15 protein-coding genes are annotated in these 21,111 nt (G+C 72.5%); 4 read left to right on the top strand and 11 right to left on the bottom strand.

Translation table 11 applies throughout. The features are described 5' to 3' along the window. Window positions 1-70: 70 nt before the first annotated feature. The 5 genes from ACIQNU_RS10475 to ACIQNU_RS10455 form a co-directional block, all read right to left on the bottom strand. A complete protein-coding gene (locus tag ACIQNU_RS10475) occupies window positions 71-2,170 on the bottom strand; it encodes an alpha-galactosidase (protein WP_401363775.1) in 2,100 nt (699 codons plus the stop codon). Further along, on the bottom strand, window positions 2,167-3,075 hold the full coding sequence (locus ACIQNU_RS10470) for a carbohydrate ABC transporter permease (RefSeq protein ID WP_401363773.1): 909 nt from the start codon (window positions 3,073-3,075) through the stop codon (window positions 2,167-2,169). Before ACIQNU_RS10470 ends, ACIQNU_RS10475 begins: the two co-directional genes overlap by 4 nt. Next, window positions 3,072-4,016, bottom strand: a complete 945-nt coding sequence (locus ACIQNU_RS10465; protein ID WP_401363771.1) for a carbohydrate ABC transporter permease — start codon at window positions 4,014-4,016, stop codon at window positions 3,072-3,074. Before ACIQNU_RS10465 ends, ACIQNU_RS10470 begins: the two co-directional genes overlap by 4 nt. A gap of 1 nt (window position 4,017) precedes the next feature. Further along, window positions 4,018-5,304: an ABC transporter substrate-binding protein gene (locus ACIQNU_RS10460; RefSeq protein WP_401363769.1), complete on the bottom strand. Its 1,287-nt coding sequence runs from the start codon at window positions 5,302-5,304 to the stop codon at window positions 4,018-4,020. A gap of 178 nt (window positions 5,305-5,482) precedes the next feature. Continuing rightward, complete coding sequence (locus ACIQNU_RS10455) at window positions 5,483-7,684, bottom strand: glycoside hydrolase family 27 protein (protein ID WP_401363767.1); 2,202 nt, start codon at window positions 7,682-7,684, stop codon at window positions 5,483-5,485. 196 nt (window positions 7,685-7,880) lie between these two features. Between ACIQNU_RS10455 and ACIQNU_RS10450 the strand changes: the two genes are divergently transcribed. Beyond that, the gene (locus ACIQNU_RS10450) at window positions 7,881-8,762 is read left to right on the top strand and encodes a Gfo/Idh/MocA family protein (RefSeq protein WP_401363764.1); all 882 of its coding nucleotides are present in this window, start codon (window positions 7,881-7,883) and stop codon (window positions 8,760-8,762) included. 37 nt (window positions 8,763-8,799) lie between these two features. Here ACIQNU_RS10450 and ACIQNU_RS10445 read toward each other — a convergent pair whose 3' ends face one another. After that, entirely contained in the window at window positions 8,800-9,309 is a 510-nt protein-coding gene (locus ACIQNU_RS10445; protein WP_401363763.1) for a DinB family protein, read from the bottom strand. Between the two features lie 207 nt (window positions 9,310-9,516). On the opposite strand from ACIQNU_RS10445, the gene ACIQNU_RS10440 reads away from it, so the two are divergent. Both ACIQNU_RS10440 and ACIQNU_RS10435 read left to right on the top strand, forming a co-directional pair. Continuing rightward, entirely contained in the window at window positions 9,517-10,641 is a 1,125-nt protein-coding gene (locus ACIQNU_RS10440) for an XdhC family protein (RefSeq protein WP_401364255.1), read from the top strand. After that, window positions 10,641-11,339, top strand: coding sequence for an SRPBCC family protein (locus ACIQNU_RS10435; protein ID WP_401363761.1), 699 nt, complete (start codon window positions 10,641-10,643; stop codon window positions 11,337-11,339). Before ACIQNU_RS10440 ends, ACIQNU_RS10435 begins: the two co-directional genes overlap by 1 nt. 28 nt (window positions 11,340-11,367) lie before the next feature. Here the strand turns inward: ACIQNU_RS10435 and ACIQNU_RS10430 are convergent, their stop codons facing one another. The 3 genes from ACIQNU_RS10430 to ACIQNU_RS10420 all read right to left on the bottom strand — a co-directional run bounded on the left by ACIQNU_RS10430 (window position 11,368) and on the right by ACIQNU_RS10420 (window position 17,399). Next, window positions 11,368-11,907 (bottom strand): metallophosphoesterase family protein, encoded by a 540-nt coding sequence (locus tag ACIQNU_RS10430; RefSeq protein ID WP_401364252.1) that lies wholly within the window; start codon window positions 11,905-11,907, stop codon window positions 11,368-11,370. A gap of 10 nt (window positions 11,908-11,917) precedes the next feature. Further along, entirely contained in the window at window positions 11,918-14,521 is a 2,604-nt protein-coding gene (locus tag ACIQNU_RS10425; RefSeq protein WP_401363758.1) for a SpoIIE family protein phosphatase, read from the bottom strand. Between the two features lie 184 nt (window positions 14,522-14,705). Further along, entirely contained in the window at window positions 14,706-17,399 is a 2,694-nt protein-coding gene (locus ACIQNU_RS10420) for a SpoIIE family protein phosphatase (RefSeq protein ID WP_401363755.1), read from the bottom strand. Window positions 17,400-17,558: 159 nt separating this feature from the next. Between ACIQNU_RS10420 and ACIQNU_RS10415 the strand changes: the two genes are divergently transcribed. Next, window positions 17,559-18,770 carry a PP2C family protein-serine/threonine phosphatase gene (locus ACIQNU_RS10415; protein ID WP_401363753.1) on the top strand — a complete coding sequence of 404 codons (1,212 nt, stop codon included), beginning with the start codon at window positions 17,559-17,561 and terminating at the stop codon, window positions 18,768-18,770. Between the two features lie 8 nt (window positions 18,771-18,778). Here ACIQNU_RS10415 and ACIQNU_RS10410 read toward each other — a convergent pair whose 3' ends face one another. Beyond that, window positions 18,779-19,819 carry a PP2C family protein-serine/threonine phosphatase gene (locus ACIQNU_RS10410; protein ID WP_401363750.1) on the bottom strand — a complete coding sequence of 347 codons (1,041 nt, stop codon included), beginning with the start codon at window positions 19,817-19,819 and terminating at the stop codon, window positions 18,779-18,781. Between the two features lie 160 nt (window positions 19,820-19,979). Then, window positions 19,980-21,104, bottom strand: a complete 1,125-nt coding sequence (locus tag ACIQNU_RS10405; protein ID WP_401363747.1) for a cation diffusion facilitator family transporter — start codon at window positions 21,102-21,104, stop codon at window positions 19,980-19,982. Between the last annotated feature and the right edge of the window lie 7 nt (window positions 21,105-21,111).

Below are 21,111 nucleotides of genomic sequence, written 5' to 3'. Positions count from 1 at the left end.
GGCGGGTCCGGGCCCGGCTGATGCCGCGTCAGGCCCCTTCGCGGCACCGCCTTTCGGCGCCTGGTGGTGGCTACTGCCGCACGAGCACCACCAGCTCCGCGTCGTGGTCGGCGGTCCAGGCGAACGGCAGCCCGGAGTGGAGCAGATGGGCCCCGCTGTAGGTGGTTCCGGTGGCCGGGTCGACGTACCGGGCCCCGGGTGGCAGGCCGCGCAGCCGGAGGCGGTCGGGGCGGCCGGGAACAAGCGGCGCGCCGTCGAGGCGCCCGGTGCTCAGCGCGGTGACGACGACCCGGGCGCCGTCCCCGGACACGTACTGGACGCCGCACGACGGGTCGTCGGGGGTGCCGAGCAGTCGGGCTTCGCCCCGGTGGATGACGTCACGGACGTCCTTGTAGCGGGCGATCCAATCGGTGGCGTCGGCGCGCTGCCCGGGGGTCCAGTGCCGCAGATCGGCGCCGATGCCGAGGACGCCGGACATGGCGTTGACGAAGCGGAAGGCGAGGGAGCGGGGCCGGGGGTCGAAGAGGCCGGGCGCGTCGGAGACCCAGGAACTCATCACGTGCGGCGCGTGCGCGTGCAGGAATCCGTACTGGGTGCGGAGCCGGTCCAGGGGCGCGGTGTTGTCGCTGGGCCAGACCACGTCGGTACGGGCGATCGTGGCGTGCTCGATCCGGGCGCCGCCGCCCGCGCAGCCCTCGACCGTGACGTGGGGGTGTGTGGTGCGGAGGTGGTCGAGGACGCGCAGATAGCCGGCGACGTGTTCGGCGTCGAGGTCCACGCGTCCTGCGGGTCCGGTGCCTGGTCGGCCGCGTTCGGTGGGGGGCCGGTTCATGTCCCACTTGAGGTAGCTGACGGCGTGGTCGGTGAGGAGCCGGTCGAAGGTGGCGATGACGAAGTCCTGGACGTCCTCGCGGCCGAGGTCGAGCAGGAGCTGGTTGCGGACGAGCCGGGCGGCCCTGCCGTCGACGCGGTACACCCAGTCGGGGTGCTCGCGGTGCAGCCGGCTGCCGGGACTCACCGCCTCGGGCTCCACCCAGAGGCCGAAGTCCAGGCCGAGGGCGCGTACTTCGTCGATGAAGTGGTCGAAACCTTGAGGGAAGGCCGCCGGGTCGGGGTACCAGTCGCCGAGGCCGCCGGTGTCGTCGCGGCGCCCGGTGAACCAGCCGTCGTCCACGACGAACAGCTCGGCGCCGATCTCCGCGGCGATCTTGGCGAGGTCGAGCTGTCCCGCCGCCTCGACGTCGAACCCGGTCGCCTCCCAGGAGTTGTAGAGGACCTTGCGGGTGCGGTCGATACGGGGTCCGGTGAGGCGCCGTTCGTAGCGGTGCCAGACCCGGGCCAGCCCGTCGAGCCCTTCACCGCTGTAGGCGCACGCAAGGCGGGGGGTGGTGAGGGTGGCGCCGGGGGCGAGGACGACGACACCCTCGTGCGGGACGCGTCCGGCGCGGACCCGGACCGTGCCGCCGGGTTCGGCGTCGGCGGAGATGTGCCAGTTGCCCGACCACTCCAGGGCGATGCCGTACGTCGGGACCGGGCCGGGGCCGGTGTCCGAGGCGTCCTGCACGGCGAGCCAGGGCGCGTAGGCGTGGCCGGGCACACTCTGGGTGCTGCCCATCGTGAAGCCGCCCCGGACCAGGTCGAACCGGGTGAGCTGGAACTCCTGGGACCACTGTCCGGTGAGGTAGGTGAGGCGGGCGCCGCCCGTGACGGGGACGGTGACGGCGGCCGAGTCGAGCTGTTCCAGGCACAGTTCGGTGTCGCCGGTGCACGTCAGCTCGGTCCAGCGCAGGACGACGTCGGTGTCCGGGACGGTCTCGTAGCAGAGGGCGACGCGCAGCCCGATGACGTCGTCGTCGAAGACGAGCCGCAGCGTGCCGTCGCCTTCGACGGCCTCCGTGAAGGTCCACCACACGCCGGACTCCGCGCCGGGCCGCCTGGCGGTCAGCTCGGCGCCGTTGAACGGCCGCAGCCCCTGCGGCAGATACTCGGCCGGGGCGAGGTCGGCGGGGACGATGTAGTGGGTGCGGCGGGACCAGTCGAGCGGGGAAGGGCCGGTCTCGACGCCGTGCGGTCCCCAGGAGTGCAGTTCGGCCCAGGGGCCGTCGTCGGCGAGGCGGACGGTGTAGCTGGTGTGCTCCGTCCGCAGGGTCCAGAGGCGGTGCGCGGTCACTTGACTGCTCCCAGGTTGAGGCCGGCCACGAAGTGGCGCTGGAACCGGAGGAAGACGGCCACGGTCGGGGCCGCCGCGATGACGGAGCCCGCCGCGATCACGTTCCACATGGACACGTACTGGCCCTGGAGTCCGATGAGGGCGGCCGTGATCGGCATCTTCTCGTCGCTGCGCAGCACGGTGATGGCCCACAGCAGGTCGTTGAAGATCCAGGTGAAGGAGAGGGCGCTGAGCGCGGCGAGCGCGGGCCGGGTCAGCGGCAGGATGATCCGCCGGAAGATCTGCCAGGGGCGCGCGCCGTCGATGACGGCGGCCTGCTGGATCTCGTCGGGGATGGACCGCATGAAGCCGTGCAGCACGAACACGTAGAACCCGACGCCGAAGCCGATCTGTACGCCGATCAGCGCGGGCAGCGTGTCGTGGATGCCCAGGAGTTCGCTGAGTTTGGACACCGGGATGAGCAGGATCTGCGGGGGCAGCAGATTGCCGCCGAGCATCAGCAGGAGCAGCGTCCGGCGCAGCGGAAGGGCGTAGCGGCTCAGCGCGAACGCGGCCATCGCGGCGAGCGCGAGCGTGGCGATCACACAGGGCACCGTCACGATCAGGCTGTTGATCAGGGCACGTTGCTGGCCGCCGTCGACCCATGCCTGCCGGAAGTTGTCCAGCGTGAAGGAGTGCGGCAGGCTGCCGAGGCCGTGCGCGGCGATGTCGTCGAAGGACCGCAGGCTGGTGACCAGGACCAGGACGATCGGCAGCAGCCACAGCACGGCGAGGGTGCCCGCGCTCAGATGGAAGCCGGCGGTGGCCGCGCGGCGTCTGCGCAGCGCGGTGGCGTTGGCCTTCGCGGTGGCCGTCGGGCGGGCGCTCGCGGTCGGGGTGTCGGTGGTGGACCGTGTGGCGCTCATCGGTCGGCCTCCCGGAAGGCTCGGACGAGGTAGGAGGCGATGACTCCGAAGGCCAGCACGAAGATGACGACGGCGAGGGCCGATCCGTAGCCGAGGCGCAGGGACTGGAAGGCCGTCGAGTACATGTAGGTGCTGAGCAGTTCGGACGAGTGGTAGGGGCCGCCGCGGGTCAGGGACCACACCACGTCGAAGGAGCGCAGCGAGTCGATCACGATGACGGACAGGACGACCGCGTTGACGCTGCTCAACTGGGGCAGCGTGACATGCCGGAACTGCTGCCACCGGGTGGCGCCGTCGACCTTGGCGGCCTCGTACAGCATCGGGTCGATGCCCTTGAGTCCGGCGACGTACAGGACCATCACATAGCCGATCTGGCGCCAGAGGGCGGGCACGATCACGGCGTACAGGGCGGTGTCCTGGTCGGCGAGCCAGGCGTGGCGGAGGCTGTCGAGGCCGACGGAGCCGAGCACTTGGTTGAGGACGCCGTCGGGCTGGTAGATCGCCTGCCAGACGAGGGCGGTGGCGACGAGCGAGAAGACGACGGGCAGGAACAGGGCGGCGCGGTAGAAGCCGACGCCGCGCCGCTCCTGTTGCAGGAGCAGGGCCGCGCCGAGGCCGAGGACGGCGGAGAGGCCGCCGAACAGGACCAGCCACAGGACGGTGTTGACGAGGGATGTCCCGAAGACGCTGTCCCCGGCCATCTCGCGGTAGTTGTCGAGCCCGACGAACGTCGGCGCCGAAACGCCGTCCCATTGGGTGAGCGAGAGGTAGAAGCCCTGGAGCGCGGGCCAGAACACCCAGACCGCCTCGAAGAGCAGCGGGATCAGGACGAACGCCAGGACGACGGGCGGTACCCGGCTGGCGCTCCCCCGACGGCGGCGCCGCCGGGGCGGGCCCGGCGGTGCGGGCGCCGCACGGTCGGGGGCGGTCAGCACGGCCACCTCACGCCCCCCAGATCTTCTCGGCGTCCCGCTGCCACTCCCGCAGGACCGAGTCGACCGACGACGGCTTGGCGAAGAAGCGGATGATGGCGTTGTCCGCGGTGGGCTGGAGGGCGTCGCTGGAGTCGCGGTTGAAGAACTGGGTGATCTCGGCGGCCTCGGCGACATGCGCCCGGCCCTTCTTGACCAGGTCCGTCCCGCTGTCCTTGGCGTCGGGGTGGCAGGGGATGGCGGTGCCCGACGAGCCCTTGACGTAGATCTCCTGGGCCTCGGCGGTCGCGAGATAGCGCAGGAAGTCCTTGACGCCGTCCTCGCGTCCGGTGCGGGCGCTGGCGAAGTAGCCGTCCGTGGGCGCCTCTTCGGCGAGCGGGACCTTGGCGTCGATCACCGGGAAGCGGAAGAAGTCGATGTCGTCGAGGGCGTTCTTGGGCGCGGAGTCGGCGAAGAAGGTGCCGATCAGCATCATGCCCGTACGGCCCTGGAGCAGTGCGGTCGTCGCGTCCTGGAAGGGGATCGCGGTGCCGTTCGGGTCGAAGTACGGCAGGACCTCCTTCCAGCGGTCGAAGACCTTGCGGACCTGCGGGTCGTCGAAGCGGTGCTTGCCCGCGAGCAGATCGCGGTGGTATGCGGCTCCGTTGACGCGGATGTCGAGGTAGTCGAACCAGGCGGACGCGACCCACGCGGTGTTACCGCCCGCGCCGAGCCCGATCGGCGCGACGCCCTTGCTCTTGAGCTTGTCGCACAGGTCGAGGAAGTCGTCCCACGTCTTCGGCGGCTCGACGCCCCACTTCGCGAAGTGGGACTTCCGGTAGAACATGCCCCACCAGTAGTAGGTGGTGGGCACGAAGACCTTCTTGCCGGAACTCGCCGTGCACAGGGAGTCCAGCGCCTTCGAGTACTTCTTCAGATCGGGCGACTCCCACACGTCGTCGAGCGTGAGGAGGAGGTCCTTCCTGGCGTACGAGTCGGCGACCGAGCCGGGGTACCAGGTGTACACGTCCGGCGGGTTGGCCGAGGTGAGGTACGTCGGCAGTTGGGTGCGGAAGGTCTCCGACGCCACCGTGTTGAGCGTGGCGGTGGCATCGCCCTGCTTGCCGTAGGCCGCGACCAGGTCCCGCATCGCGCTCTTCGCCTGGGGCGAGGACAGGTTGGACTGGAGGGTCACCGCTCCCCCGGACAACGCCTTGTCGCCGGAGGTGGAGGTGACGCAGCCGCTCATCAGTGCCGCCGTCCCCACGGCGCCGAATCCGGCGAGTACGCGTCGGCGGCTGAGGTGATTGCTGTTCATGGAGGACTCCCTGTGGGTCCGCGCGGCCCGGGGGCCCGGCCGCCTGACTGACCGGGCCCTTGTCGCGGCGGATCAAGACTCGCGTGGCCCATCAGCCACGTCAAGGTTAATTACTAATTTATTTCCGTGAGGCGAGGTGAGACGAGGTGAGGTGAAGCCGTGGTGAGTTGTACAGACCTCACTCCGCGAGGTGCACGAGCCGCACCAGACCGTCCACGCCCCGGTACACGGCGTCGACGCTCCCGTCCGGACCGGCGACCGCGCCAAGTGCCCCGCGCAGGGCGGCACTCGGGAACTCCTGCCGCTTCGTCCAGCCCGCCCAAGCTCCGTCGCGGTACGTGCGCTGCCAGAGCGTGTAGTCGGCGGCGCGCGCGTAGAGCCGTACCGTGTCACCGGCCGTGACCAGGGTCGGGGAGCCGCCGACGGTGCCGCCGAGCGAGGTCCACGCGGACCAGGTTCCGTCGGTGGCGCGGTCGCGTTCCCACACGGCGTCGGCCGCGGTGCGCACGGCGACATGGACCCGGCCGCTCGCGTCCTGGACGGCGGAGGGCCTGCCGTAGACGGGCCGGTCTTCCGGTGCCCCGATGGACGACCAGGCCGATGACGGTCCCCGAGTGACGATCCGCCCGTCGGCGCCGCGTGCGAAGAGGGTCCAGTTCCCCGGGCCGGTGAAGGCCGCCGTCGGCGCGTCGGTGAGCCGGCCGCCGAGGCGCTGCCAGTCGCCCCACCGGCCGCCGGTGAAGGTGCGCAGGTAGGCGGCCGAGTCGCCGCCGCGTACGAACACGTCGATCCGGCCGCCCGCCGACGCGTACGCGGCGGGCTGTCCGAGTATCCGGCCGCCGGCCGGGCCGCCCAGGTCGCGGGTGCCCTGGGTGGTGTGCTGGAGCAGGGAGCCGCGCGGGCCGCGCAGGAACGTGACGGGACCGGCGTCCGCGCGCACCACGGCGGGGCTCGCTGTCGCGGCGACACCCAGCGAGGTGCCCGGTGCGTGGTCGCGGCCGGTCAGCCGCAGGAACGCGGTGCCGTGCGCGGGGACGGTCACGGTGTACGAGCCGGTGTGCGTGCCGCGATCCGCGCGCGCCCGCAGGTCCCGTACCCGGACGGGTCCGGTGAGGGCCGTGTCGGCGAAGGTCACCGTGCGCTCGATCGCCCGGTCCGAGCGGTTGAGCAGGACGACGGCCCGGCGTCCGTCGCCGCTGAGCACCTTGCTGTAGACGTCACCGTCGCCGTCGGTCGCGATCCGGACGCCCTGGACGGCGAGGGGGTCCTGGTCGACGGCGATGATCTCGGGGTTGCGCAGCGTGGCGATCATCGACGCGGGCAGTTCGCGCGGGTCCGAGCCGAGGACGAGCGGGGAGCCCATGACGGCCCACATGACGAACTGCGTCGTCGACTCCTCCTCGGTCAGCTCGTAGGTGCCGTCGGAGAGTTTCCGCATCGGGATGAGGTAGTCGGGGTCGTTGTAGCGGCCGGGGCCCTGCGCCTCGGGGTGCCAGGCGTTGGCGTCCATGTTGCGCAGGACGTTGGGCCACTGGCCGGGGGTCGGGTTGCCCCAGGCGATGTCGGTGCCGGTGCGCCAGGAGTCGGCGGTGGTCGGACCGTAGACGTAGGTGTTGTGGGCGTCCTGCTCAGGGGTGTGCGGCAGGCCCCAGTCGTCGGTCAGCGGATTGCACAGGTTGAGCAGCATCCGGCGCCCCGACTTGGCGACGGCGGCGCTGAACTCCCGGAAGGCGGGCTCCGGATCGAGCTTGGCGGTGATCCCGCAGAGGAAGTCCACCTTGATCGCGTCGAACTTCCAGTCCGCGAACTGGCGCGCGTCCTCGGTGTAGTGGCCCCGGCTGCCGATGCCGCAGCTCTTGCCGCCGTCGTACGTACCGGCGTCGGTGTAGATGCCCGCCTTGAGGCCCCTCTTGTGCAGATACGAGACCAGGGCGGGGATGCCCGAGGGGAAGCGGTCGGGGTGCGCGGTGAGGCGGCCCCGGGCGTCGCGCGGGGTGTCGGCCTGCCAGCCGCCGTCGAGCCAGACGATGTCGTATCCGCTGTCCCGCAGCCCGCTGCTGACGATGCGGTCGGCGACGCTCCTGACCTCGGCCTCGGTCGGCGCGCCGAGCCCGTAGTAGGTGTTCCAGCCCATGTACGGGGTCGGGGCGAGGCCGCTGTCGTAGTACGCGGGGGCGCCCTGGTCGTCGGCGCCGCCGTCCGCCGGGGGCGCGGCCGATGGCGGGGCCGCGGTCGCGGCGGTGGCGGCGGTTGCCGCGAGGGTCAGGGCGGTGACGAGGACGCCGGCGCGGCGGGCGAACCGGGCGGTGGGGCTTGCCGCGGTGGCGCGTTCCGTGGTGGGCGCGGCGCCCTGTGGTGTGTCGGGTGGAGGTGAAGCCACGTGGATCTCCCGGATGTTGGGGTCACGAGTGGGGTCGGCGACGACTGTGGCGGCCCGTTCATCCGGTGTCAATAATTATTCCTAATTTATTCAAACAAGGGTCGCGCTCCGGCCCCGGGCTTTCCTTCACCGCACCCCACGCTGTACAACTTGTCCGCCCCACCCCTCTCCCGCCGCCCGATCCCCCGGAGCCCCGATGCCCGACACCCACCCCTGGACGTACGAGCCCGTGAAGGTGGGCCTGGTGGGAGCGGGGCCGTGGGCCCGCGCGGCGCACGCGCCGATGCTGGCGGCCGGTCCCGAGACGGAGTTGAGCACGGTGTGGGCCCGCAGGCCCGATGCGGCGCGAGAGGTGGCGGCGGCCCATGGCGCGGCGGTCGCGGACTCGTTCGACGAATTGCTCGACCGCTGCGAGGCCGTGGCGTTCGCGGTGCCGCCGGACGTCCAGGCGGAGTTGGCCGTGCGGGCGGCGAAGGCGGGGCGGGCCCTGCTCCTTGAGAAGCCGCTCGGACTGGATCTCGCGCAGGCGCGGCGCGTGGCAGGCGCGGCCGGGGACGCGGGCGTCGTCACCCAGCTCGTCCTCACGAACCGCTACCTTCCGGAGACCCGCCGCTTCCTGGCCGCCGCCCGGGAGATGGACGTACTCGGCGCCCGCGCCTGCTGTCTGCACGGGGCCTTCCTCGGCGGCGACTTCGCGACGCCCTGGCGCCTGGAGCACGGGGCCGTGCTGGACCTCGGTCCGCATCTGCTCGACCTGCTCGACGCGTCGGTCGGCCCGATCGTGTCGCTGCGCGCGACCGGCGACCCGCGCCGCTGGACGGAGCTGACCTGCGAGCACGAGAACGGCGCCGTCAGTCAGGCGTCCCTCTCCGGCGCCGTCGCCCTGCCGGAGGGCCGTACCCGCGTCGAACTCTTCGGCCAGGAGACCGAGTTGGTCTTCGACGCGGCCGGGCTCGACCACTCCGTGTGCTGGCCGACCCTGCGCCGGGAGTTCGCCACGGCGGTGCGGACCGGGGTCTCCACGGACGTGGACGTGCGCCGGGGACTGCGACTCCAGGAACTGCTGGCGATGGCCTGACCGGGCACCGACACCCCCACCTTCGCTCACCCGAGGCTCAGCGCCGTTCGAGCACCCCCCGCACGAACGAGGCCTGCCCGACATGCTGGAGATCGTCGCCGATCACGCTCACCAGGCGCACCCCCAGCGTGACGGGCGGTGACCAGCCCTCGTCCACGACCTTGTCGAGGTCGTCGTCGCCGAGAGAGCGCACGAAGGCGACGGTCTGGTCGTGGACGGCGTCGTAGTAGTCGAGGAGCAGGTCACCCGATGCGACCCGCATCCGGCCGACCTGCCTGCTGGACTGCCCGTACCCGGTGGCCCGCTTCGCGTACGGCAGGTCGAAGCGGCTCGACCAGCCCTGGCCGATCCACACCTGTTCGAGCCCGGCGGCGTCGGCCACGTGGTCGTCCTGGACCCGGGTCAGATGCCAGACCAGCCAGGCCACGGAGTTCGCGTCGGGGTCGATGCGCGCGTTCAGGTCCTCGGGCGAGAGCCCCTGGACGACGGCGTGCACCTCCTCCTGGATCCGGCTGAAGCCGTCCACCAGCACTTCCACGCCATTCATACGAGGTCCCCATCAGTCGTGGAGCCCGCCGGAAGCGCGCGCTCGCGCCCCTCGAAGCTCAGTTCTAGAGTGACGCATATCACGTGCGAACGGCTGACGATCCCCGCCCTGTCCGCCGGGAGGGCGCATGACCCGTATGACCCGTATTTCATGATCATGGCGGCCCGGACCCCGCGCTCCCTACGGTGACGGTGAGAGGAGCCGATGGTGCGTGACATCCTTCCGGCGCTGGACCGCTGGTACGCGGCGGGCTCCCCGTTCGGCCTGGCCACGGTGGTCGCCGTCAGCCGCAGCGCGCCGCGCGAGCCGGGCGCGGCGATGGCGGTGGGCCCGGACGACGAGGTAGTGGGCAGTGTCTCCGGGGGCTGTGTGGAAGGCGCGGTCTTCGAACTGGCGCGGGAGGTCGTCGCGGACGGCGAGGCCCGCCTGGAGACCTTCGGCTACAGCGACGAGGACGCATTCACCGCCGGACTGACCTGCGGTGGCGAGATCACCCTTCTGGTACGGGCCGTGTCGCCCGGCACCGACCCGGCGTTCGGCGAGGTCGCCGCGTCCGTCGCCGGGAACGAGCCGGTGACCGTGGCGACGGTGGTCGACGGGCCCGCACGGCGCGGGGCGACGCTCGCCGTGTGGCCCGGCCGGCGGGCCGGCACGCTCGGGACGGCCGGTCTCGATGTCGCCGTCACGGCGGACGCGCGGGGTGAACTGGCGCAGGGCGCGACCGGGTTGCGGCACTACGGGCCGCACGGCGAACGCCGTGAGGACGCCGTCACCGTGTTCCTCCAGTCGTTCGCGCCGCCCCCGAGGATGCTGGTGTTCGGCGCCATCGACTACGCCGCGGCCGTCGCCCGGATCGGCGCGTTCCTCGGCTACCGGGTCACCGTGTGCGACGCCCGCCCGGTCTTCGCCACCCCGAAGCGTTTCCCGGCGGGCGCCGAGGTCGTCGTGGACTGGCCGCACCGCTATCTGCGGGGCACGGAGACCGACGGGCGCACCGTGCTCTGCGTCCTCACCCACGACCCGAAGTTCGACGTGCCCCTCCTGGAGGAGGCGCTGCGCCGCCCGGCCGCGTACATCGGGGCAATGGGCAGCCGCCGTACGCACGACGACCGGCTGAAGCGGCTGCGGGACGCCGGGGTCGACGGTGCCGAACTGGCGCGGCTGCGTTCGCCGGTGGGGCTCGACCTCGGGGCGCGTACGCCCGAGGAGGTGGCCGTGTCGGTGGCCGCGGAGATCGTCGCACTGCGCTGGGGCGGTACGGGGAAGCCGCTCACGATGACGGACGGGGCGATCCACCCCGGACGGACGGACCCGCGGGAGAGGAACAACTGATGCAACTCCGACACGAGTTCACCATGCCCGTCCCGGTCGACGAGGCGTGGCGGACCCTCCTCGACATCGAGCGGGTGGCGCCGTGCGTGCCGGGCGCGACGATCGAGGACTTCGACGGGACGAGCGTCGCCGGGAGGGTGCGGGTCGAGGTCGGCCGGATCGGGCTGACGTACGGCGGTACGGCGGTCTTCGAGGACCAGGACGACACGGCACACCGGCTGGTCCTGACGGCCGGCGGCAAGGAGCTACGCGGCCGGGGCACCGCCCGCGCCACGGTCACCGGCACCCTGACGGAGGCCGTGGACGGCGGCACGGTGGTGTCCGTGCGCACGGATCTGACGGTGACCGGACGGCCCGCGCGGTTCGGGCACGAGGTGCTGGCGGAGGCGGGTGACAAGCTGATCGGCCAGTTCGCGGACTGTCTTTCACGGCAGCTCACGGAGGCGCACGAGCTGGGAGCGGCAGCTCACGGACCCGCCGGGACGGCGGGCGGGACGTACCGGTACGACAGCGGTTCCGGACATCTCAGACTCGCCCCTCCCCTGCCCGAGGCCGAGCCGATCGAACTCCTGAGGCCGCTCGTCGTGCCGCTGGCGAAGCGGGTCGGGGCGGTTCTGCTGGGGGCGGTGGCGGGAGTGGCGGCCGTCGTCGTGTGGCGACGCGGACGGTGTCCGTGGAGCACCCTCCGACACGGCTGACGCCGCGTCACATCACAGCGATACAGGGCTATGTCGCACCGGATTCGGCTTCGGTTCCGGTTTCGGCCTCGCGCGGCGGCAGCCGGTGCAGCTCGACATCGGTGAGGGTGCCGTCCGTGACCTCGGCGGTCATGAAGGTGCAGTGCGGCTGGCGGCGCCGGTCGGTGGGCGAGCCCGGGTTCAGCAACCGCAGCCCGCCCTCGGCGGTGCTGTCCCACGGGATGTGGCTGTGCCCGAACACGAGCACGTCCAGATCGGGGAAGCGGGTCCGGCACCGCCGTTCGCGGCCCTGCGCGGGGCCCGTCTCATGGACCACGCCGAGGCGCAGCCCGCCCAGTTCGGCGCGGGCCACCTCGGGCAGCCGGGCCCGCAGCGCCGGTCCGTCGTTGTTGCCGTACACCCCGATCAGGTGCCGGGCGCGGCTCTCCAGGAGGTCCAGGGTCTCCGTGTCCACCCAGTCCCCCGCGTGGACGACCACGTCGGCGAGGGGGATCCGGTCGAGGAGTTCCCCGGGCAGGCGCTTGGCGCGCCGGGGCAGATGGGTGTCGGACATCAGCAGCAGGCGCACGTCCGTCACGCTATCCGGGAGTGTCGGAAGGTGCGTCCCGTGGGCCGATGACGACCTCGCCCCAGACCTGTTTGCCGCCGCTGACCGGGACCGTTCCGTACGCGTCCGACATGGCCTCGACCAGGAGGATGCCGCGTCCTCCCGTCGCCTCCCAGCCGAGGTTCGTGGGCTTGACCGGGGTGCGGGGCGAGGAGTCGCAGACGGCGATGCGGAGCCGGCCGCCGACGAGGGTCAGATCGAGGCGGACCGGCCCGTCGGTGTGGACCAGGGCGTTGGTGACGAGTTCGGAGACCACCAGGAGGACGGTGTCGATGTTGTCGATGTGCTGGAAGTTTCCGGCGCCTCTGCTGCTCCTGATGGCTTCGCCGCTCCTCGTGTGCTCGCCGCTCCTGGCGTCCTCCGTCGCGGACCAGGCGCGCAAGGTGCGCTTGGTGAAGCGGCGGGCGTGGCGGGCCGCCTCGGGCACTCGCCAGACGCTCCAGCTCTCGCGTCGCGGCAGCACCGCCATGCCGTCGTACCGCAGCAGGAGCAGCGCCACGTCGTCGTTGCGGTTGGCGCCTTCGAGGAGGGCGTCGGCGACCGTTTCGAGGTGGGCGGGGTCGGCGGCGGCGAGGGAGTCGCCGAGCCGGGCCAGGCCCACATCGAGGTCGCGGTCTGCGGACTCCACGAGGCCGTCGGTGGTGAGGGCCACGACCATGCCGGGCTGGAGTCGCAGCGGGGTCATCGGGAAGTCGGCCTCGGTGATCACACCGAGCGGGGGCCCGCCCTCCGCCTCGATGACCACGGTGCTGCCGTCGGCGCGGCGCACGACGGGCGGGAGGTGTCCGGCGCGTACGCACAGGGCGGTGCCGGCCTCCATGTCGACGTCGACGTAGCAGCAGGTGGCGAAGAGGTCGGTCTCCATGCCGACGAGAAGGCGGTTGGCGTGCGAGACGACGACGTCCGGTGGGTGGCCCTCCACGGCGTAGGCGCGCAGCGCGGTCCGCATCTGGCCCATGAGGGTCGCGGCGCCCGCGTTGTGTCCCTGGACGTCGCCGATGACGAGGGCCACGTGGTTGTCGGTCAGCGGGATCACGTCGTACCAGTCGCCGCCCACCTCCAGCCCTGCCGTGGTGGGCAGATAGCGGGCGACGGCCCGGCCGCCGGGCAGGTCGGGCAGGCGGCGCGGCAGGAGGGAGCGTTGCAGGGTGCTGACGAGTTCGTGTTCGGCGTCGAAGGCGCGCACCCGCATCAGGGCCTGCCCGGCGAGCCCCGCGGCGGCGGTGAGGAAGGCGCGCTCCTCGGAGCCGAAGGTGTGCGGGGTGTCCCAGCCGATGAGGCAGACCCCGGCCGTCCGGCCGCCGGCGGGCAGCGGCAGGATCGCGAGGCCGCCGGGGCCGACGGCGGCGAGGTTCGGCTCCAGGGGCGTTCCGGCGTCCAGGACGGTGGCGCGGCCGTCGGCGATGGCCGCCGCGAGGGTCGGCATGGCCCGTACGGGCGCGTCGGGCCACTCGGAGCGCCATTCGCTGCGCCAGCTCTCGGGCCAGGCGTCCGGTTCTGGCGGGTCGAGGACGGTGACGACGAGCCGGTCGCCGTCGAGTTCGGCGAGGGCGATGCGGTCGGCGCGCAGCGGGGCGCGCAGTCCGCCGGCGACGGCCTGGCTGGCCTCGCGGACCGTGGAGGCGCCCGCCAGGACGGCGGCGAGGCGCTGGACGCGGGCGACGTCGTTGACGCCGGGACGCAGGTTGGAGGCGTCGAGGACGGTGCCGATGAGCCGTACGGGTCCCGTGTCGCCGGCCGGGACGACCTGGCCGCGCAGCCGCAGCCAGCGCGGTTCGCCGGAGGGCCGCCGGATACGGAAGTCGAGTTCGCGGTCCCCGATCGCCATGTGGTCGGCCTCGACGACGGACATCAGCGTGGGCAGATCCTCCGGCACGGTCAGCGCGAGCAGGGTCTCCACGCGTCCGTCGAATTCGGACGGTGACAGGCCGAAGAGGGCGAGGACCGCGTCGTCGACGTCGATCCGTCCGCTGTCCATGGCGAGCCGGAAGGAGCTGGCCCGGCCGTCCTCGCCGTCGGGATCGGGGTCGCCACCGTGCGGTGTGCCGGGCGCCGGTCCGGGGGTGGGGCAGCCGATGGCGGCGGCGAGCAGTTCCAGCCACTGCCGGTCCTCGCTGTCGAACCCGTCGGGCCGGTCGGTCACCACGAGGAGGCAACCGGCTCCCGGTCCGCCGTCATCGAGCGGCAGTACAGCGATGGAGGCGTCCGAGACGTCCGTGACCTGCGGGCTCTCCCCGTCGGGCGGCACGGCGAGCGCGTCGGCGCCCAGCCACAGCGGGGTCCCGTCGCGGTGGGCGGCGGCCACGGGTGAGGCGCCCGACGCGGGGTAGCGGTCCCGCAGCCCGTACAGGGCGCGCGGCAGGCCCGCTGATTCGATCAGGGACAGATCGCCGTCCGTCCCGCCGGGAGCGAAGACGGCGACGAGTGTCGCCCCCGTGAACACCAGGACCTGTTCGACGACGGAGCGCAGCCGCCGCCGGGGATCCTGTTCCTCGTCGAGCGCCTTCAGCGCGAGTTCAGCACACAGATCGGCCGTCCTCCGTCCTGTCGCGCCCTCGCCGGCCACATTCGTCATTACAGCGCGATCCGCACGCTTGCGCAGCCCTTGTGACCGTTCCGCGTTCACCCCGTGGCCAACCGGGGGCCATCGGGTGCCCCTGGCGGGGGCCGGTACGGCGAGTCCGGTACGACGGGGCGGGTGCGGGCGATCACTTCGCGCCAACGTAGGGCACGCGCGGCGTTGTTGGGGCGGGCCGGCGTCACGGCAGTGGCTGTTCCGTCCAGATGACCTTGCCCTCGGTCGTGTACCGCGTGCCCCAGCGGTCGGCGAACTGGGCGACCAGGAACAGGCCGCGCCCGCCCTCGTCCATCGTGGCGGCGCGGCGCAGATGCGGTGAGGTGCTGCTGCGGTCGGAGACCTCGCAGATCAGGGCGCGGTCCCGGATGAGCCGGACCCGGATCGGCCCCGCCGCGTAACGGATCGAGTTGGTGACCAGTTCGCTGAGGATCAGCTCGGTCGTGAACGCCTCGTCGCCGAGGTCCCATTCGGCGAGTTTGCCGGAGACGGCGGCCCGGATCTCGGAGACGGCCTCCGGGTTGGACGGCACCTCCCAGTCGGCGACATGGGCGGCGTCGAGGACGCGGGTGCGGCCGACGAGCAGGGCGATGTCGTCGCGCGGGTTGTCGGGGATGAGCCGGGCGAGCGTGGCCTCGCAGATCTCGTCGGGGGTCCCCGTGGTGTGCTCCGTCAGGGTGCCGCGCAGCAGGGTGAGTCCGTCGTCGATGTCGCGGTCGCGGTCCTCCACCAGCCCGTCCGTGAACAGGACGAGACGGGTGTCCTCGGGCAGCTCGATGTCCAGGGTCTCGAAGGGCAGACCGCCGAGTCCGAGGGGCGGTCCGCCGGGTACGTCGGCGAGCCGGGTGGTGCCGTCGGGGTAGAGGAGCACCGGCTGGAGGTGTCCCGCGCGGGCCATCGTGCAGCGCCCCGACACGGGGTCGTAGATGGCGTAGACGCAGGTCGCGCCGGTGACGCGGGCGCCGTTCGCGTCGCTTCCCCCGGGCTCGCCCCCCGTCTCGTCACCCGACTCGTCCTGGTCGATGCGGGTGACCAACTCGTCGAGGTGCCACAGGAGTTCGTCGGGTGGCAGGTCGAGTGTGGAGAAGTTGTGGACCGCCGTCCGCAGCCGCCCCATGGTCGCCGCGGCGTGCAGCCCGTGGCCCACGACGTCCCCCACGACGAGCGCGACGCGCGCCCCGGGCAGCGGGATGATGTCGAACCAGTCGCCGCCGACCCCGCCGAGCCCGGCCTGCGCGGGGAGATAGCGGTACGCGACGTCGAGCGCGACCTGGTCGGGTACGCCGTGCGGCAGCAGGCTGCGCTGGAGGGCGACCGCCATGGTGTGTTCGCGGGTGTAGCGCCGGGCGGTGTCGATGCTGACGGCCGCCCGGGTGACGAGTTCCTCGGCGAGGGACAGATCGTCCTCGTCGAAGGGTTCCGGTTTCTGGGCGCGCCAGAACGTGGCGAGTCCGAACACGACGCCCCTGGCCCGCATCGGCACGGCGATCATGGAGTGCAGTCCCCGCTCGACCACGCGCCGTGCCCGTGCCGGATCCTGCTGCTGCCAGCCGGTGAACGCCGCCAGGTCCTGTTCGAGGACCGTGGTGCCGCTGGTGAGGGCCGCGCCGAGCGGGGTGCTCGGTACAAAACGGATCACGGTGCCGATCGGGTACAGGCCGACGTCGTCGTGGATGCCGTGGGATGCGGTACGCCGCATGACCTTGCCGGTGTCGGCCGCCGTGGGCTCCTCGCCGCGCAGCACGCTCTCCACGACGTCGACGGTGACGTAGTCGGCGAAGTGGGCCGCGGCGAACTCGGCCAACTCCTCGCAGGTGCGCACCACATCGAGGGTCGTACCGATCTCCGCGCCCGCCTCGTAGAGAAGTCTGAGGCGTCCTCGCGCGATGTCGGCGCGGCCCGAGAGGGCCTGGAGGTCGGTGGTGTCGCGCAGGGTGGCGACGCTGCCGGGCGGTCCGCCGTCCTGGTCGGTGGACCGCTGATTGACGGCGAGGAGCCGGTCGCCCACCGCGTGCACCTCGTCCGAGACGCCCCGCCCGGACTCCAGGAGGCGCGCGGTCGACGGATCGAGGCCGAGGTCGGAGACCTTGCGTCCCTCGACGTCGGACGGCAGGTCGAGCAGGCGGCGTGCCTCGTCGTTCGCGAGGACGAGGCGTCCCTCGGCGTCCACGATGAGGACGCCTTCGCGGACGGCGTGCAGAACCGCGTCGTGGTGCTCGTACATCCGGGTCATCTCGGCGGGTCCGAGGCCGTGCGTCTGGCGGCGCAGCCGGCGGTTCACCAGGGCGGTGCCGCCCGCGCTGAGCAGGAGCAGGGCCCCGGCGACGCCGAACAGGAGGGGGAACTGGTCTTCGGCGACACCGTGGACATGCGCGATGGTGACGCCCGCCGACACCAGCCCGATGACCTTGCCGTCGGAACCGAACACCGGGACGATCGCCTGCACGAGTGGGCCGATGGTGCCGGTGATCTTCTCGGTGGTGACCTGTCCGGCGAGCGCGGGCCCGATGTTGCCGACGAACTGCTTGCCGATGCGGTCGGGCAGCGGATGCGTGTAGCGGATGCCGTGGGTGTTGGTGACCACGACGAAGTCGACGCCGGACAGTTTCTGCGCCTCCAGGGCGCGGGGCTGGAGCACGGCGGTGGGATCGGGGCTCTTGAGCGCGGCCTCCATGCCGGGTGCGCTCGCGAAGGTCTGGGCGACGGCCACCGATCGGTTCCGGGCCTCCCGCGCGCTGTCGGCGCGCGATCCCAGCACAAGAGCCACAGCGGCGGTCGCGACGAGGAGCACCACGATCGCCAGCTGAAGGAGAAAGACCTGACCTGCGACAGTTCGCATGCTGGGAACCAAGCGCGGGCGGCCGTAGCGTCCGGCCATGTCCTATTACTACACCCGGCCGCCCACGGTGCGCATCGCGCGGCCCGCACCCCGGGGGACGCCCGGTGTCGGGGGGTGCCGCCCGCCGGGTGGCCGCCGCCGCCCCGCCGAGCGCGGGTGCGCCCACGATGTGAGACTGACCGGAGTTCCGCCGTCGCGATGAGGGGAGACTCCGTGCCGACGGATGACCCGGTGCCCGCGCGCGACTCCGGTGAGCGGCCCTTCGAGGACTTCCTCGCGGATCTCCGGGCCACGGCGGCGGACCTCGCGACGGCGGCGGCCCGCTGTGCGGCGGTGTTCGAGCTGGAGCAGGCCGTCGTCTACCTCACCGACATCCAGCAGCGACAGCTCATCCCCCTGACGGACGACACGGCTCCCCTGGACATCGACGGCTCGCGGGCGGGCTGGGCGTACCGGACGCTGAGTCTGCGGGTCGAGGAGTCCGGGACGGGCGCCATGATCGCCTGGCTGCCGCTGGTCGACGGCGCGGAACGGCTCGGTGTCCTCGCCGTGCACACCGCCGCGCTGGACGCCGTACGGCTGCGCAGGGGCAGGGCGCTGGCCGCGCTGTTCGCGATGATGATCACCTCCCGGCGCGGATATCTGGACACCGTCGTCCAGCGCATGCGGACCCAGCCGATGCGGCTGCCCGCCGAGATGCTCCGCACCTTCCTGCCGCCGCGCACGATCGGCAACAGTCACGCGGTGTCGACCGCCGTCCTGGAGCCCGCGTACGAACTGGGCGGCGACGCGTTCGACCACTCGCTCACCGACACCACGCTGCATGTGTCGATCCTGGACGCGATGGGACACGATCTGGGTGCCGGCCTGACCACCGCGGTCACCCTCGCCGCGTGCCGCAACGCCCGCCGTACGGGGGCCGACCTGCCCGCGCTCGTGGACTCCGTGGACCTGGCGCTGTCGCGGTGGCTGCCCGACCAGTTCTGTACCGGTGTGCTCGCCCGGCTCGACCTCGCGAGCGGCCGGCTCCGCTGGTGCAACTGCGGCCATCCGCCGCCCCTGCTCATCCGCCACGAACGCCTGGTGGGCGCCCTGGTGCGCCCCGCGGACCCGCCGATGGGCATGCCCGCCCAGTTCCTCGGCGCGCCACGGACGGTGCACGAGACGGCGCTGGAGCCGGGTGACCGGGTCCTGATGTACACGGACGGGGTGACCGAGTCCCGGTTGCGGGACGGCACCGAGTTCGGTCTTGAGCGGTTCGCCGAGTCGGTCATCCGGGCCACCGCCGGGGGTGAGCCGGCGGCCGAGACACTGCGCCGCCTGATCCACTCGCTCCTGGACGCCGGGGGCAACCGGCTGCGGGACGACGCGACGATCCTGATGGTGGAGTGGCGACCGCCGGAGCCGTGACCGTGGTCCTACGGCATGCGCTCGATGGCGACGACCGCCGCGTCGTCCCCCAGGGAGCCCCCGGCATGCGCGAGAAGATCCTCGCAGAGCAGCGCGAGCAGCATCTCGGGTGTCTCGCCGCACCATCGCGTGACCCGGTCGGTCAGCGGATAGAACGCCCCGGACGTGTCGCGGCACTCGATGACGCCGTCCGTGTACAGCAGTACGACGTCGCCGGTCGCGAAGCCGAAGGTCTCCACGGCCGGGTCCCCGTCCATGAACTCGGCGAGGCCCAGCGGTGGCGCGGGCTGCCGCACGTCGAGCGGGACGACGCCACCGCGCCGCAGGAGCAGGGGCGCGGGATGTCCGCAGTTGATGACCCGGAGCACCGACTCGTCGTCGGGTACGTCGAGCACGGCCGCGGTCACGAACGTCTCACCGGCGACGTCACCGTCCGTGCGCTGCCCGTCCGGGTCGGCGAGGTCCGCGACGACGCTGCCCTCCAGATGTGCCACCAGGACGGGCAGCTCCGCCTGGAGATGGGCCGCCGACCGGAACGCCCCGAGGACGACGGCCGCGTCCCCCACCGCTTCGAGGCCCTTGCCGCGTACATCGCCGATGATCAGGCGGGTGCCCCCGGAGGTGCGAGCGGCGGCGTACAGATCGCCGCCGATCTTGGCCTCGGCGTCGGCCGCCAGATACATCGACGCGATGCGCAGGGGGCCGGTACGGCGGGGCAGCGGCCTGAGCACCACGCGCTGCGCCGCCTCGGCCACGGACCGCAACCGCGTCAGCTGCCCCTCGTGCCGCACCCGCAACTGTGCGAAGAGGGTCACGATCGCCGAGATCACCACCAGCGCGACGATCTGGAAGGTGTAGTTCAGATCGGTGATGGTCCCCCGCACGGCCGCCACCAGGGACGAGGCGACCACCGCGACCGCGCCGACGATTCCGGTCATCACGGGCCCCTCGAAGGACGCCGTGACAGCGGGCGCGGCCACCAGGAACGGGGCCAGGTGCACATGGTGCGGGGTCAGCACGTCCACTGTCGTGATGACCGCGATCAGCATGAAGGACACCGCCACGAGTGCCCGTCTCGGCCACCGTGTCGTCCATGCCATGTCCCCCTGCCGACCCAGAAGGCCCATGTCTCCTGGATACACCACGCGCGCGGGCGGCGCCCCCGCCGGGGAACGCTCACCCCGTCGTACGCCGGCCGGGTGACGCGGATCAGGCCGGTGCGCGGGGGTGCGCCGCCCCGGGACGGGGGCCGTGGTGGGCGAGGACAAGGTGCGGGTCGCTCTCACCGGGTACGGGCGCGGGGTCGGCGTGCACCAGCGCGGCCGTGAGCTTCGGTACGGCGTGCAGCAGCGCGTGCTCGGCGTCGACGGCGACCCGATGGGCAGCGCGGACGCTCAGATCGCCGTCCACGACCACGGAGACCTCGGCCCGCAGCCGGTGCCCGATCCAGCGCAGCCGCAGCTCCCCCACGGCACGCACGCCCGGCACCTCCGCGAGGGCGCCCTCCGCCGTGTCGACGAGCGCGGGGTCCACGGCGTCCATGATCCTTCGGAACACCTCGCGGGCCGCGTCCCGCAGGACGAAGAGGATGGCCGCGGTGATCGCAAGCCCCACGACGGGGTCGGCGAGGCGCCACCCCAGCGCGGCCCCACCGGCGCTCAACAGCACCGCGAGCGAGGTGAATCCGTCGGTACGCGCGTGCAGCCCGTCCGCGACGAGCGCCGCCGAACCGATCTCACACCCTACGCGGATGCGGTAGCGCGCGACCCACTCGTTCCCGGCGAAGCCGATGACCGCCGCCACCGCCACCACCGGGACGTGCTCCATCGCACGCGGGGCGAGCAGCCGATCGACGGCGGTCCAGGCGGCGAAACCCGACGACGCGGCGATGGCGAGCAGCACGACGATGCCCGCCAGGTCCTCGGCCCGCCCGTACCCGTAGGTGAAGCGGCGGTCGGCGGCCCGGCGGCCGATGACGAAGGCGATACCGAGGGGGACGGCGGTCAGGGCATCGGCGGCGTTGTGCACGGTGTCGCCGAGCAGCGCGACCGAGCCGGACAGCACGACGACGACGGCCTGGGCCAGTGCGGTGGTGCCGAGGACGGCGAGCGAGATCCACAGCGCCCGCATCCCGCGCGCGGAGGACTCCAGGGCCGGGTCCACCTTGTCGGCGGACTCGTGGGAGTGGGGCCTGACCAGGTGGGCGACGCGATGCCGCAACCGGGCCCCGCGCCCGGCCGCTCCGCGCGCGGGGTGGCTGTGCCGGTGCCGGTGCCGGTGCCGGTGCCCCTGGCCTGCGGCGCCGTGCTGTTCGTGTTCGTGCCTGTCGCTCATCGGGCTC

It is taken from the genome of Streptomyces sp. NPDC091292, assembly GCF_044757265.1.
Taxonomy (GTDB): Bacteria; Actinomycetota; Actinomycetes; order Streptomycetales; family Streptomycetaceae; genus Streptomyces.
The sequence above is the reverse complement of the archived record's forward strand: the minus strand, read 5'-3'. Positions and strand labels throughout refer to the sequence as shown.